15 protein-coding genes are annotated in these 13,951 nt (G+C 70.3%); 5 read left to right on the top strand and 10 right to left on the bottom strand.

Annotated elements, in window-relative coordinates; genetic code table 11:
• Window positions 1-20 precede the first annotated feature (20 nt).
• Genes RN729_RS01665 through RN729_RS01675 form a run of 3 tightly spaced genes read right to left on the bottom strand, consistent with a single transcriptional unit; the run spans window position 21 to window position 2,730 of the window.
• Window positions 21-593: a TlpA disulfide reductase family protein gene (locus RN729_RS01665; protein ID WP_310781890.1), complete on the bottom strand. Its 573-nt coding sequence runs from the start codon at window positions 591-593 to the stop codon at window positions 21-23.
• Complete coding sequence (locus RN729_RS01670; RefSeq protein ID WP_310781891.1) at window positions 590-1,303, bottom strand: hypothetical protein; 714 nt, start codon at window positions 1,301-1,303, stop codon at window positions 590-592. Before RN729_RS01670 ends, RN729_RS01665 begins: the two co-directional genes overlap by 4 nt.
• Window positions 1,300-2,730 carry a M24 family metallopeptidase gene (locus tag RN729_RS01675; RefSeq protein WP_310781892.1) on the bottom strand — a complete coding sequence of 477 codons (1,431 nt, stop codon included), beginning with the start codon at window positions 2,728-2,730 and terminating at the stop codon, window positions 1,300-1,302. The genes RN729_RS01670 and RN729_RS01675 overlap by 4 nt, the downstream gene beginning before the upstream one ends.
• 176 nt (window positions 2,731-2,906) lie before the next feature.
• Between RN729_RS01675 and RN729_RS01680 the strand changes: the two genes are divergently transcribed.
• Window positions 2,907-3,164 carry a hypothetical protein gene (locus RN729_RS01680; protein ID WP_310781893.1) on the top strand — a complete coding sequence of 86 codons (258 nt, stop codon included), beginning with the start codon at window positions 2,907-2,909 and terminating at the stop codon, window positions 3,162-3,164.
• A gap of 12 nt (window positions 3,165-3,176) precedes the next feature.
• Here RN729_RS01680 and RN729_RS01685 read toward each other — a convergent pair whose 3' ends face one another.
• From RN729_RS01685 to RN729_RS01710, 6 genes are read right to left on the bottom strand one after another with little or no spacing between them, the layout of a single operon-like run.
• Window positions 3,177-3,581 carry a DUF1761 domain-containing protein gene (locus RN729_RS01685; RefSeq protein WP_310781894.1) on the bottom strand — a complete coding sequence of 135 codons (405 nt, stop codon included), beginning with the start codon at window positions 3,579-3,581 and terminating at the stop codon, window positions 3,177-3,179.
• A gap of 3 nt (window positions 3,582-3,584) precedes the next feature.
• The gene (locus RN729_RS01690) at window positions 3,585-5,561 is read right to left on the bottom strand and encodes a CocE/NonD family hydrolase (protein WP_310781895.1); all 1,977 of its coding nucleotides are present in this window, start codon (window positions 5,559-5,561) and stop codon (window positions 3,585-3,587) included.
• The gene (locus tag RN729_RS01695) at window positions 5,561-6,976 is read right to left on the bottom strand and encodes an MmgE/PrpD family protein (RefSeq protein WP_310781896.1); all 1,416 of its coding nucleotides are present in this window, start codon (window positions 6,974-6,976) and stop codon (window positions 5,561-5,563) included. Before RN729_RS01695 ends, RN729_RS01690 begins: the two co-directional genes overlap by 1 nt.
• Window positions 6,973-8,529 carry a tripartite tricarboxylate transporter permease gene (locus RN729_RS01700; protein WP_310781897.1) on the bottom strand — a complete coding sequence of 519 codons (1,557 nt, stop codon included), beginning with the start codon at window positions 8,527-8,529 and terminating at the stop codon, window positions 6,973-6,975. Before RN729_RS01700 ends, RN729_RS01695 begins: the two co-directional genes overlap by 4 nt.
• Before the next feature lie 10 nt (window positions 8,530-8,539).
• Complete coding sequence (locus tag RN729_RS01705) at window positions 8,540-9,037, bottom strand: tripartite tricarboxylate transporter TctB family protein (RefSeq protein WP_310781898.1); 498 nt, start codon at window positions 9,035-9,037, stop codon at window positions 8,540-8,542.
• A complete protein-coding gene (locus RN729_RS01710) occupies window positions 9,030-9,968 on the bottom strand; it encodes a tripartite tricarboxylate transporter substrate binding protein (RefSeq protein ID WP_310781899.1) in 939 nt (312 codons plus the stop codon). The genes RN729_RS01705 and RN729_RS01710 overlap by 8 nt, the downstream gene beginning before the upstream one ends.
• A 157-nt stretch (window positions 9,969-10,125) precedes the next feature.
• Here RN729_RS01710 and RN729_RS01715 point away from each other — a divergent pair, with 157 nt between their 5' ends.
• The 4 genes from RN729_RS01715 to RN729_RS01730 all read left to right on the top strand — a co-directional run bounded on the left by RN729_RS01715 (window position 10,126) and on the right by RN729_RS01730 (window position 12,524).
• Window positions 10,126-10,401 (top strand): type II toxin-antitoxin system prevent-host-death family antitoxin, encoded by a 276-nt coding sequence (locus tag RN729_RS01715; RefSeq protein ID WP_310781900.1) that lies wholly within the window; start codon window positions 10,126-10,128, stop codon window positions 10,399-10,401.
• Window positions 10,398-10,781, top strand: coding sequence for a PIN domain-containing protein (locus RN729_RS01720; protein ID WP_310781901.1), 384 nt, complete (start codon window positions 10,398-10,400; stop codon window positions 10,779-10,781). Before RN729_RS01715 ends, RN729_RS01720 begins: the two co-directional genes overlap by 4 nt.
• Window positions 10,782-10,858: 77 nt before the next feature.
• Window positions 10,859-11,755, top strand: a complete 897-nt coding sequence (locus RN729_RS01725) for an MBL fold metallo-hydrolase (protein ID WP_310781902.1) — start codon at window positions 10,859-10,861, stop codon at window positions 11,753-11,755.
• Window positions 11,756-11,786: 31 nt separating this feature from the next.
• Window positions 11,787-12,524 (top strand): MBL fold metallo-hydrolase, encoded by a 738-nt coding sequence (locus tag RN729_RS01730; RefSeq protein ID WP_310781903.1) that lies wholly within the window; start codon window positions 11,787-11,789, stop codon window positions 12,522-12,524.
• Between the two features lie 645 nt (window positions 12,525-13,169).
• On the opposite strand, the gene RN729_RS01735 is transcribed toward RN729_RS01730, so the two are convergent.
• The coding region (locus RN729_RS01735) for a hypothetical protein (protein WP_310781904.1) at window positions 13,170-13,951 on the bottom strand (782 nt) is incomplete at its 5' end.

Consider the following 13,951-nt stretch of genomic DNA (forward strand, 5'->3'; position numbering starts at 1 on the left):
TTCTCCGCTACGCGAAAGGGTTACTGGGCTTCCGAGAGGACCCTCTCGACGAGCGCCGCCGTTTCCGGTTCGAAGGGATGGAAGCGGCCACCCCAGTACGCCCGAATCAGACCTTCCGCGTCCACCAGCAGCGTGTGCGGCACGCCGGGGTAGAGTTCGAGCGCCTGCGTGAGTCCGGGACCATCGCCGAGGAAGTTCGGATAGGTGATGTCGAACTCCTCCAGGAATCCCTCGACGAGCGAAACGTCTCCTTCATCGATGGAGATCCCGACCACCTCGAAGGGATCCGCCGCGTACTTCGCGTGCATCTGCTGCAACTCGGGCATCTCGTCGCGGCAGGGGATGCACCAGGTCGCCCACAGGTTCAGGATGACGACCCGGCCGTGGAACTCGCCGAGGTCCGCCGGCCGGCCGTCCAGGTGCGTCACATCGAGCGGAGGGAGAGGGCGGTACGAGGCGAGCGCGCCTTCCGCCGGCTCCGGGGCCCGCGCGACGTCCCCCGCGGCGTCCCCCGCGGATCCCTCGCGCTCACCCCCGCCGCAGCCGGCCGCGAAGGCTGTCACGGCCAGCGCCCCCAACACGGCGCGCCTCATCGGTTCGACTCCATATTCTCGATATTCTTCATATTCTCCACATTCTCCATTGGGTCCTTCATCTCTCGTTCAAAATCCAGGTTCGTGGGCGTCGGGAAGACGCCGGGCGGGCGCGCGTACGGCTGATCCGTGATGACGACCTCCGGCTCCGTCGTGAGCGGCACATCCTCGGCGACGGCCTCGAAGGAGAGGTCGTCCACCCAGAGTTCTCCATCGCCCGTGATCATCGCCCCGATGAGGATCGTAACGCCTTCCGGCGGGATGTCCACCACGATCTCGCGCGTCTCCCAGTCCCGCGTTCCCTCGACGCGCCGGTCCTCGCTGTTGTCCAGGGCAAGCATGGCGTACTTCCCCTCGAGGATGCCGTCCACGCGCACCCAGAGACCGCCGGAATCGACATCGTCGGCCCGCAGATGTCCACGGAGGCGCATCCGCTTTCCGCGGTAGGCGATGGCATCGACGAGCTGCACGCTCGCGGCCCACTGGCTGCGGCGCCGGTTGCCCCGCGCCGCGAGCCGCATGCTGGAAGACCCGGAATGGGCCACCTCGGGGTCGAGCCTGAGGCGATAGTCCTCCGCGTCCTGTCCGACGAGGACCCACGCGTCCGGCAGCTGCGCGGCGAGTCCGCCGCCGGCCGACGGGGCCAGGGCCCCGAGCGCGAGCACCACCCCCACGGCGAGGACCGCCCGCACGGCGAGTCTCCGAATCATCGCGGGATGAGCCAGAAATCCGTCTGGCGGCCGTCGATGTACCACGTGCGCTCGCCGTCGAAGAACGCGTCCTCCTCGAGCATGATGCGCACCGTCTGTCCGCCCCACTCCGGGACCGGGACGGCCGCGTTGAGTTCGATCGAGTGCGCCGTGTTCGGGAAGAGCGGATAGTCGCCGCGTCCGGGCACCCCGCCCTGGTTGTCCCAGAGACCGATCGTGGGTCCGGCGCCGTGACCGTGGAAGCCGATCGGGTGCGTGTAGATCGTCGCGTCGATCCCCTCGGCCTTCGCCCGCGCCAGCGCGGCCGCGAGGATCTCGTTGCCCGAACGCCCCGCCGCGAAGTTGTCCGTGAGGATATCCTGGAGGCGGTTCCCGACCGCGAACGCGCGGACGAGGCCGGCGGGGGCCGCGTCCTCTCCCGGCGTCAGCACGTAGGCATGCTGCTGGGTGTCCGTGTTCAGTCGCAGGTACGTGATCCCGAAGTCCACGTGCAGCAGGTCGCCCGGACGGATCACGTTCTCGTCCGGAGGGCCGGAGAAGTCCCCCTCCCCTTCCCTCGCGCCGCCCGACTTCTCGTGGCGCTGCACGGAGACGCTGGGCTGGAACCAGGTCTGGAGCTTGAGTTCGAGGATCCGTTCGCGATACCACCACACGACGTCCTCGGTCGTCGTCACGCCCGGCTGGATCACCTTCGCGCTGAAGCCTTCGGCGATGATCCGGTGCGCGATCCGCACGATCTGGGGATAGACCTCCATCTCCTCCGGCGTCCGCGTCTCCAGCCACCCGATCGCGAGCCGCTCGTTTCCGGCCACCCGCTCGCGGTATTTCGCCGGAAGCGCGGCCATCAACTCGTCGTACTCCGTGCCGGTGAGCCCGTCCGCGAGCGCGAAGGTCGAGGAGCGGTTCACGGCGATGCGCTGCGGATCGCGTTCGGCGATGACCTCCGCCACGCGCCCCCACTGGTCCGGCTCGCTCTCGGGGTCCCACGCGCGCGGGAAGGGCCCGATGTCGTACCGCGCCACCGCGAGCCGCTCCAGCGGCTGCCCCGGACCCCGGTCGTGGAGGATGAGGACGGTGCGCCGACGGGCCGCCATGTACGTGGAGGGCAGCATCGTCTCGATGACCGGATCCTCGTTGTATTCGCGGGCGGCGACGATCCAGAGGTCCACCCCTTCGCGCCGCATGACCTCGGGCGCGACGGTCTCGAGCCGCCCTTCCAACCAGCGGTCGATGACGGCGGCCCGCTCGCGCAGCGGGAGGATGATGGGCATCGCCCCATCCGTCCGCTGGGCGCCCGCGAACCCGCCCTCCGGCGGCATGGTCGACTGTGCCGTCGCCTCCGGCGGCCCGAGCGCCGCCGACAGGACGAGGAGGAGACCGGCCGACCGCACTCGGGGCCCTGGGAAGCGTAGTGTCGAAACGCGCATTTCGAATCTCCGTTGGAATGTCGAACGGCTTGAACCTACCGAATCCCCCGCACGCGGGAGAGGCCTTGGGGGGGCAGTGGCGGAAACGGTTCGCGCCCCGCCATCGTAGACTCTTCCGGCCCCCCGACCGGAGGGATGCCCGATGAAGAGGGATGCCTGATGATGAGGGATGCCCGATGAAGGATGTGGATTCGGATCTCCTGCCCGAACTCTACTCCCGGCAGGAATTGGACAAGGCCCGCCGGCGACACCGGATCGTCGGACGCATCGAGGGAATCGCTGCCGCCGTCGCCGCGGGCACGATCTTCAGTTTCCTGGGCTGGATTCCGACGGTCCTCATACTCGGCGTCGCCGGCTACCTTATCTACCGCTTCGTCCTCAAGCCCCGGAAATCATCCGGATCGCCCGGGGCGTCCAGGGAGGATCGGACGTAGGTCCGTCTCGGGTCAGGGCCAGACGGCGAGGACGACGGCCTGTCCGATGAGGGCGACGCCGTTGTACCCGAGGCTCAGGAAGAAAATCCCCGGCTTTCGCTGCTCGTAGGCCACGCCCTGGTATCCGACGTTGAGGACGAAGCCGATCGTGACGAGCAGCCCCACGTGGACTCCGATCATCGCGCCGGAGCCGCCCATGACGGCGAGGAGTTGCGCGAGGACGTAGGCGGTGACGAGCGAGAGGACGAAACTCGCCCCGTGCGTCTTCACCGGATTGAAGTCCTTCTGGATCTCCTCGGCGGTGGTCTCCATGAGGGAGAGCCACTGCTTGCCGAAGATCGGGCCGTACCACAGAAAGCCGACGACCAGGGGGACGACTCCGGCGACCAGGATGGCGAGCCAATTGACGTCTTGCACGGTCTATCTCCTTTGGAGCGGGAGGTGGATCGCCGACGCGCGGGCGGCGGCGTGATGGACGGTGTTGTCGGCCGGGACCATGCGCGTGTGGCGCCCCAGCGGCTCACCCGTGTTGGGGTTCACGTCAAAGCGGGGATAGTTGGAACTCGAGATCTCGAGCCGGATGCGATGGCCGGCGCGGAACCGGTTGGCCGTCGGGAAGAGCCGGATCTCCATTTCATGGACCTCTCCGGGCGTCATCAACGCCTCCCGCTCGCGGGAATCCCGGTAGCGCGCGCGGAGGATCCCGTCGGTAATGTTGAGGTCGAAGCCCTCGGGATAGTCCTCGTTCGGGGGATAGACGTCGACGAGCTTGGCGGTGAAGTCGGTGTCGGGGGCGCTGGACGAGATCCACAGCGTGGCGGTGACCGGGCCGATGACCTCCAGATCGGCTGCCAGGGGCGCGGTCTCGAACACGAGCACGTCGGGCCGGTCGGCGGTGCGGCGGCCGTCGACCTCGGAGGCGAAGAAGCCGTTCTCGGAACCGCCCTCGAGCGACCTGAAGGTGCGCTCGCGCTGGTCGTAGCCGCCCCGCTTCAGCGCGCCGGAGAAGGCCCCGCCGATCGTGGGCACCGGGTGCTCGGGATCGTAGGTGTAGGTCGTCGATCCCTCGTCCGCGCCGGGAGCCTCTCGCGTGAGTCCGCCGCCCGCGCGGAGGTAGAAGGGCGTCGCCTCCGTCCCCTCGAGCGGCCAGGCCTGCGCGGTGCGCCACTCGCCGCCGTGGAAGAGGCGTCCGTTCCCGTCGCGGCGGCCGTCGCCGCCCCCCATGACGAAGATCGTGACGGGGCCGGCGGCCGCGCCCGCCAGCCGGTCGTCGCCCCCGAACAGCTCGTTCGCGACCTGCCCGCGGAGGTGCCGGTCGAACCAGCGCAGGTGGAACTCGCGCGAGAAATCCTCGACCGCGGCCTCGGCCCCGAACTCGATGTCGCCGGCGTGAGAGCGGCTGTTCCCGCCGTGCGTCCACGGACCCATGAGGAGCGTCATCGGCGACGACTTCCGCCGCGAGAGTTCGACGAAGCTCTGAATCGTGCCCGGAGCGTAGGAGTCGTACCAGCCGCCGACGTGCAGCATCGGGACGTCCGACGTCTCGTCGTAGTACTCGACCCAGTTGCGGCCGATGCCCCGAAAGTATTCGTCGTAGTCCCCGTGGTTCTGCATCGTGAGGTAGTAGTCCTCGAAATTCGGGGCGACGGAGAGCGGGTTCTCCCCCTTTTGGAAGGGCGTGTCGGGGAACCAGTCCGACGGCGGCTCCTCGGCGAGCCGGAGGCGGATCTCGGGGTCGTCCGCCACCGCCGCGAGCTGGAGGTGGGCCCAGCCGAGCTGCTGGCCGAGTTCGAGCGCCCCGTGGTTGCGGACCTTGTGCGTCCAGGCGTCGGAGAGGCCTCCCATCGTGAGCGCGAGCGTCCGGAGCCCGGGCGGGTTCAGCTTGGCGGCGTCCGCCTGCGTGTGCGCGCCGTAGGAGGTCCCCCACATGCCGACGGAGGGCTCCGCGTAGTCGAGCCCCGTGATCCACTCGATCGTGTCGTAGCCGTCGGGGGCGTCGAACTCGTGGTACTTCTGGAAGGTGCCCTCGGAGGCGTAGAGCCCGCGCGTGTCCTGCAACACGACGACGTAGCCGTGCGTCGTGAACCAGCGCGCCTGGTCCACGAGTCCGCGCGAGGTCTTGTCGTACGGGGTCCGGTGGAGGAGGACGGGAAACGGCCCATCGACGGGCTCGTATTCGCGGGAGGGACGGTAGACGTCCGTCGCGAGACGGATCCCGTCGCGCATCTCCACCATGAGATCCGTCTCGACCTGGAGCGCATCGTACGGTCCGCGCCCCGCCGCGTCCGCCGCTGCGTCCGGGGCCGCTTCCGCCCCCTCGCCCGAGCGGGTCGCATCGCCGCAGGCCGCGAGCCACAGCGCTCCCAGCAGCGCGAGCCCGCGGGGGGCGCGGCGCATCACGCGGGGACTCCGGCGGCGGCGCGGGCCGGGGCCGTCGAGAGCACGTTCACGAGGTCGCCGATGTGCGCGAGGCCGTCCACGCGTTCGAGCCGGTCCAGCGCGCCGTCGATCCGCACGTCATCCATCACGAGGCTCGCGCAATCCCGGAACTTGTCGTGCAGCTCCTCCCGGGTGAGCGGCCGCTCCGGTCCGCCCGGATACGTGTCCGCCTCGGTGTGAAGCTCGGTTCCGTCGCGGAGCCGCACGTCGATCGCGCTCCGCATGCGGTCGTAGCCGCGGGCGTCGATCTCCTCGTCGAACTTCACCGTCACGCGGCGCATCATGTCCGCCGCCTCCTGCGAGAGGACGAAGTCGTCGTGGAACTCGCGGATCCCGGCCCGCCGCCTGAGGACGATGCTCGAGAGGACGAAGGGGATGCAGAACTTCGCCTCGAGTTCGTTGCGCGGCACCGGATACCGGAGCGGGTTGAGGATGTTGTGCCCCGCGCGGAAGGTGATCCCGGCGACGTCGTCGGGCGCGAAGTCGTGCTCGGTGACGAGTTCGAGCATCGCGGCCATGCTGGGGTGGCCGAGGCTCCCCGAGGGGAACGGCTTCACGGAGACGCCGGGGTCCAGCAGCGTGTACGGGGAGCCGAGGGCGCCGACCAGCCGCTCGGGTTCGAAGCCGCCGCCGAAGACGCGGAAGAACCCCCAGGGCGCCTCCAGCGCGTCGTGCCCGGCCGTGAAACCGCGGGCGGCGAGGTCGACCGCCAGGATGCCGTTCTCCGCGGCCCGGCCCGCGTGGAGCGGCTTCGTCATCGTGCCGAATCCGAGCCGGATCCCCGATGACAGGCTCGCGGCGATCCCGAGCGCCATCGCGAGGTCGTCCGCCCCCAGCCCGGCCAGCTTCGCCGCCGTGGCGCAGGCGCCGAGCGTGCCGATCGTCGCCGTCGAGTGGAAGCCCTCCATGTAGTGCCTCGGGTCGATCGCCTCGGCGATCTTGCACTCCACCTCGAACCCGATGAGAAAGGCCTCCAGGAACCCGGCCCCCGTGGCCCCTTCCCTCTCCGCCATCGCGTATCCCGCCGCGAGAGGGGCGACCGTCGGGTGCGTGAGGAGCCCGAAGATCCGGTCCGGCGCGTTCGAGAGCTGCGTGTCGTCGAAATCCATCGCGTGGCCCGCCGTGCCGTTCGCCCGCGCGGCGAGCGAGGCGGGGGCGCGCACGTCCGGCGGGCCCAGCACCGTCGCCTGCGGGTTCCCGCCCTGCACGGCAATCTGGTCGCGGACGATGCGCGAGCAGGCGTCCGTCGAGCCGGCGAGGATCACGCCGGTGCCGTCGGTCACGCACCGCCGCCCCTCGGCCAGCAGTCTCTCGGGGAAATCGTCGATCGATGTCTCGAGTATGAAGTCGATGACCGCACGCGTCGCGCTCACTCGTGTTCCTCTCGCCGGGGTTCGTGGTCGTGTGTGTCGGATCCTTCGGGTGCGTCGGGTACGGGTTCGGGCGCTCGCGCCCTCCCGGAAATCAGGCGGCTGCGGACCGCCGGGGCCGCGAAGCTCACCGCCGCCAGCACGAGCAGCACCAGGCTGATCGGGCTCTCCAGGAAGACCGAGTGCGACCCCGAGGACAGGCTCAGCGCCCGCCGATAGTTCGTCTCGATCATGGGACCGAGGATGAGGCCGAGCACCGCCGGCGCCAGCGGGTAGCCGCCCCGCAGCATAGCGAAGCCGACGAGCCCGAAGAAGAGGGCGGCCCACGCATCCGCCGCGTTGCCGCGGAGGGAGAAGGTGCCCACGAGCGAGATCGCGACGACGAGCGGCATCAGGATCGACGGCCGCAGCCGGACGACCCGTGTCCACAGGGGGATCCCGAGGCGTCCCACGGCCAGCATGAGGAGCACCGCCACCACGAATCCCGCGTACAGCGCGTAGACGAGTTCGGAGCGCTCCGTCATGAGCAGCGGACCCGGCGCCACGCCCTGCACGGTGAGCCCCCCGAGGAGGACCGCGGCGCTGGCGGAACCGGGGATCCCGAGCGCGAGGAGCGGGATCATCGCCGCCCCCACGCACGAGTTGTTCGCGGCCTCCGGCGCCGCGATTCCCGCCGGCAGGCCCGTCCCGAACCGCTCCGGCGTCTTCGAGACCCGGCGCTCCTCGTTCCACGCGACGATGGACGCAATCGTCGCCCCCGCTCCCGGGATGGCCCCGATCAGACCCCCGATGGCGGATCCCCGCAGAATCGTGCGCCACAGTCCGAACAACTCGCGGGCCTTCGGGAGGGCGCCCGCGATGCCGCCCCCGGGGGGCGTCGACCTGCGCCGGCCCGTCACCGCCGCCAGCGCCTCCGCGATCGCGAAGAAGCCGATCAGCATCGGGACGAGCCCGAGACCGTCCATGAGCGCGTTCGTGCCGAAGGTGAGCCGCGGCGCCCCGGTGAGCACGTCGAGTCCGACGATGAAGAAGAGGAGTCCGAGGAGGGCGCTCACGATCCCCTTGAACGGGTCCTTCCCCACGAGGTTCGCGACGATGGAGAGCCCGAACACGCCGAGCCCGAAGTACTCCGCCGGCCCGAAGGCGATCGCCGCCCGCGAGAGCGGCCCCAGCGCGAGCACGAGGAGGACGGTGCCGAGGAGCCCGCCGCTCATGCTGGAGAAGAGGGAGATCCCGAGCGCGCGTCCCGCCTCGCCGCGCCGCGTCATGGCGTAGCCGTCGAAGGTCGTCGCGAGGGCGGGCGAACTCCCCGGCACGCCGATCGCGATCGCGGTGATCGAACCGCCGTACTCCGCCGCCATGTAGATCGAGACCATCATCAGGAGCGCCGGCGTCGGGTCGAGCGCGAACGTGACGGGGAGGACGAGCGCGAGTCCCACCGTCGAACTCAGCCCCGGCATCGCGCCCGCGAACACGCCGAGGAGGCTCCCCGCGAGGAGCGCGGCAAGGTTCCCCGGCTGGAGCGCTGTCAGCAGGCCGTCGAGGAAGGCGGACACGGGCGGCGGGTCAGAACCCGGACGGGAGCGGCACGCCGAGCACCACCATGAACACGAGATAGATGAAGGCGGCGAAGCCGAGCGGCACAGCGATGAGCACGAGCCGCGAGCGCTCGCCCGTCAGCCACATCAGCCCGGCGACGAGGAGCGGCACCGACACGACGGTCCCGAGCCGGGGCCAGGCGAGGAGGAAGACGGCGATCCACGCGGCTCCGAGCGCCAGGCGGGCGCCGCGGCGGCCTCCCGCGCCCGGGGCCGCGCTCCCCCGGGAACGTCCCGTGTCCGGCTCCGGCGGCCGTCGCGCGGCCCGGACCGCGAGCCACGCCGCGCAGCCCATGAGCAGCACGGCGAGCAGCCGCGGGAAGAAGGCCGGACCCGGCGCCCCCTCGGCCAGCGAGCCCGGGTAGGAGCGCGAGTCGAGCAGGACCCCGGCCGCCACGACGGCGAGCAGTCCGGCTTCCGCGAGCAGGCCCAGCCGCGTCGTCCCGCCCGCGGAGGCGCTACTCATCCAGGATTCCCAGCCGCCGCAGCATGTCCCGGCTCGTCGCCACCTCCTCGGCCATCCAGCTCCCGAACGCGTCCGCGTCCGCCATCGTCGCGTATTCGAGCGCGGCCCGCTCCATGTATTCGCGGAACCCCGGGTCCTCGATCGCGGCCATCAGCCGCGCGCGCAGCTCCGCGCGCAGCGCCGGATCCAGCCCCGGGGGGCCCACGACGCCGCGCCAGTGGACCGGCGTCAGGTCGTATCCCTGTTCCGCGTAGCTCGGCGTCTCCGGCAGCGCCTCGACGGGAAGCGCCACCCCCAGCACCCGCATCGTCCCCGCCCTCAGGTGCTCGCGCACTATGTTGTAGTTCGTGTGCGCCGCGTCCGTGTGTCCCCCGAGCGCCGCCACCACCGCGTCCGCCGACCCCTCGTACGCGATCCAGCGCACATCCGGGTCTCCCGCCGCGGCCCTCAGCCGGGCGAAGCCGAGGAAGTGGGCCGACGCCGCCCCGAACCCCGACACCGAGACCTCGCCGGGCCGGGCGTGTGCGGCCTCGAACAGGTCGCCGAGCGTGTGGAAGGGACTGTCGTCCCGCACCGCGATCAGGAAGGGGTCGATCTGGATGCGGAGGATGGGGGTGAAGTCCCCGGGAGAGAACGGAATCCGCCCCGTCGCCATGTTCACGGTGCCGCTCGCCGTGAAGACGCCGAGCACGTGCGGGTCTCCCTCCCGTCCCTGCAGGTACTGCATGCCCGCAGCGCCCGCCCCGCCCTGCCGGGTCATGACGGTGACGCGCCGGCCATCGAAGTGCGGCGGCGCGGCCTCGGCCAGGGCCCGCGAGAGGAGATCCGTCGGTCCGCCCGGCGTCGCCCACGAGACGATCTCGATGGCCCGGCTTGGAAACGCCGCCTCCTCCCCGGATGGCGAACACCCGACCGCGGCGACCGACGCCAAGACCACACCGGCTGTGGCCGCCGCGAGTTGACGTCCGGATGATGGCACAGACCATCCTCTGATATTCATGGGAAGGAATGTGACGCCTTCGTCCGGGACGGGCCACGGGAGGCGGGAGATCATTGATAAGACTGGTCTGACTAGTTATGCTGGATCGATGGAACTGCTCTACTCGACCTATGAGGCGAAGGCCCGTTTCTCCGAAGTACTACGCCACGTGAGGGAGGGGCGAACCGTGACCATATCCTACCGGGGGGAGCCGGTGGCCGAACTCCGACCGCTTCGGCGCAAGAGCACGGATCTCGAGGAACGGCTGGCGGATCTGGAGCGGCGAGGGATCCTCACGCCCCGTCCGAAGCACCGGAAGCCCATCGAACCCGGTACGCCGGTGCCAGGCGCGCTGGAACGTTTTCTGGCCGACCGCGGCGAGTGAGCGCCGCCTACGTGGATACGTCCGCGATCGTCTCGGTCGCTTTCGTCGAGGCCGGCGCGGACGAAATCGCCCACCGATTGCGGGGGTTCCGCGATCTGATGTCATCCAACCTCCTGGAAGCGGAGCTGCGATCGGTCTGCGCCAGAGAAGGAAAGCCCTTTCCGGGCGATCTGGTCTCCGGATTCAGCTGGGTTCAGCCGAAGCGGCCTCTTTCGCGAGAGATGCGGACCGCCCTCCGAGCCGGCTACCTGCGGGGCGCGGATCTCTGGCACGTGGCGTGCGCCCTGCATGTGGCGCGGAGGCCTTCGGATGTCTCGTTCATCACTCTCGACGAACGACAGGCGGAGGTGGCGGCGTCGCTGAACTTCCGGATCGGGTAGGACCAGGGAGCGCGGATCTCCCGGGCTCGGGCAGTCAGTCTGGTGGCGGCGGGCGGGCGTTCGGTAGACTGACCCGCATGTGCGACTCCGGAAGCGACACCACGACGCCGCCCGCGGCCCCGATGCCGACGGAGACCCCGGCGCCGACCGCCAGGACGGAGGCCGGCTGGCGGCGCGACGTATGGCCGGGTATCCACTGGATCCAGGAGTTGGGCGGGCACCGGGCCGGGATCGCGCGCGCGGTGCTGGAGAGCGGCGCGGACTGGTACAAGCCCGGAAACGAACTCTACGTCCCGCAGAACGCGTACCTGCTGACGGGTGAGCGGACGCTGCTCTGGGACACGCTCTCTCCGGCCTCGGGTCACATCCTCCTCCCGGCGCTCGAGGAACTGCTCGGGGAGCGGCCACTCGACTACCTCGCCCTCTCGCACCCCGACGTGCCTCACGCGGGCAACACGATGCAGGTGCTGCGGCGCTATCCGGACTGCCAACTCGTGGCCCCGGCCGCCGGCGAGACGCACGCGCTCTACCACCTGGACGACGCGATGAAGGTGGGGCCCGAAGACGAGATCGATCTCGGCGGGCTCCGGGTCCGCTTCCCGGAGGCAACCTTCCTCGACGCCGCGATTCACACGTGGATGAGCGAAGAGACGACCCGCACGCTCTTCACCGTCGACTGGATGGGCTTCCCGCACCAGAGCGGCGAGAGCCTGCGGCGCACGGACGAGATCGCCACGGTCGTGGACGTGGGCCGCCTCGAGGAGTTCCACAGCCGGGTCATGTTCTGGTTCCAGTACGTCCACCCCCACAAGGTCACGGCGGCGACGGACGCCCTGGCCGTGCAGTTCGCCGGATACGGTCTCGCGCCGGCGCACGGACTCCCGATCCCCGGGGAGGACGCGGCGCCCTACTACGAGCGCATGAACGAGGTCGTGCGGCGCGTGGCGGCGGGCGGGCGCGGGGGCGTCCTGTGAGCGGGCGCGTTCGCCTGAGCGGGGGCGCGCCGTGAGCGTCATCGATCTGGGCGGCGGAGTCTCCTGGGTCCACGAGTCCTTCCCGGAGACGAACGGCCACATCCACGTCTCCGTCTACCTCGTCGACGCGCCGGAGGGGGCGATCCTCATGGATTCCGGCTCCTTCCACCACCGGCAGCGCCTCGCGGACCGGATCCACGACGCCACCGCCGGCCGCGGTATCGGCGCCATCATTCTGTCCCACTCCGACTATCCCCACTCGGGCAACATCCCCGCCTTCCGCCAGGACTGGGGCGACTTCGAGATCATCGCCTCCTGCGGCGACCCGGACCTCCAGGGTCTCCCGTACGCCCGCCGCACGAAGATCGGCGACGTGACCGAGGTGCTGGGCCGGCGTTTCGTCGTCCTCGACCCCCCGCTCGCCGACCGAAATCACACGACCTGGGTCTACGACGAAGCCTCGCGCACCCTGTTCGTCGCGGATGGCTTCGGCGCGCTCCACGCCCCGGGCGCCTGCGACGTCGACTGGGGACGGCTCCCGGAGGAAGGACGCGCGGAGGGCGTGCATGAGTTCCATGCGCAGACGCTCCCGTGGCTGCGCTACGCGGACCCGGACCGGGTCATGGGCGCCCTGCACGCGATGCTGGAGAAACACCCTCCGGCCTGGATCGCCCCGATCCACGGCCCCCCGATCGCCGAGGCAGACGTCCCCCGCTACATGGCCGACCTCGAAGCCGCACTGACCCGAATCGCCGCTTCCTACGCGTAGGTTCTCGGCGGCCGAGCAGCTTCTCTACATCGGTTTCGGACGCGGCTCCTACAATCCGGGCGTGTTCCGAGACGAAGGTCGGGGTCGCGGTGATCCGCCAGCGGTCGGCGAGCGCGGCGTCGCGGGCCAGGCGCTCGGCGGTCGCCGCGGAGTCCAGGCACCGGGTGAAGGACGTTCCCGCGGGAACGTCCGCCGCTGCCGCGATGGATTCCCAGTCCACGTCTCCCGCCCTCCAGTCTTCGTTCGTCATCAGGTAGTCGTGCATCCGCGGGAACGCTCCCCTGGCCTCCGCGCAGATCGCCGCGCGCGCCGCATCGGCGGAGCGGTCCGAGAGGGGCACGTGAACCAGCACGACCCTCGCCTCACCCGACGCCGCCCACCCGTTCACGTTCTCGTGCGAGAGCCGGCAGAAGGGGCAGAGATAGTCGCTGAACTCGAAGATCGCGGGCGCGGCATCGCCGCTGCCGAGCACGCTCCTTCGCTCGGCGGCGGCCTGCTTCCATTCCTCGCGGTAGAGCGCGAGCACCTGCCGCTCGGACTTCCACTCCCTGAGGCGGCCGCCGACCACGCCCGTCGGGCGGAAGGCGATCACCGCCAGGAGCACGAAGCACACCGCGAGACCGACATCCTGGATTCCGGGCCGCTTCATGTCCCCGGCGACCTCGCGCCCGCGGGCAGCGGAACGATCCAGACGTGTTCGACGTCGAACTCATCCCGGACGACCCCGGCCGCCTCCGTTTCGTCGGCCCACAGCAGATCGAAGCCGCCGGGGAACTCGACGTCCCGGCCGGGACTTCCCGGCCCGGCGTAGACGCTCCAGACCGAAACCTCTCCTTCGCCGCGCAGTGCGTCCATTCGTGACCGGTAGTTCGTCACCCAGACGCGCCCGTCGTCGCCCGCGATCACGCCTCCCATCGCCGGCAAGAAGTCCGGAAACGCCCACACGTCGAGCGTGGCCGCGATGCGGGTCTGCAGTTCGGCGGGCAGGCGGCGGTTCATCTCGGCGCGGATGGGAGCGAGCGCTGTCTCCCGGTCCTCCGCGGTCAGGGGAACCGGTGGAACGGAGAACTCGATCGGAGCCAACGGCATGCCGCCGCCCGTCACCCGCTCCGCGCGCGGACGCTCCGTGGACCCGAAGAGAAGGACCGAATCGCCGGACAGCACGAACGGCTGGGGCGAGAACGGGATGCGACCCGAGATGTACGCATCTCCGGGATAGCTGAAGACCCGGACCCCCGTGGTCTCGGCGACGGGGTCGAAGCCCGTCCCCTCGGCCGACGTCAGGAAGATGACGACCTGCAGGGGATGGGACTCGCCGATCTCGTCGACGCTTCGGTCGGGTCTCGGAACCGCCCATACCAGCCGGCCGTCGTCCATGGCACCCTGCAGTCGCGCGGATTGCAGGGTGTCCCCCGGAGGGATCGGCA

Source organism: Candidatus Palauibacter polyketidifaciens, assembly GCF_947581785.1.
Taxonomy (GTDB): domain Bacteria; phylum Gemmatimonadota; class Gemmatimonadetes; order Palauibacterales; family Palauibacteraceae; genus Palauibacter; species Palauibacter polyketidifaciens.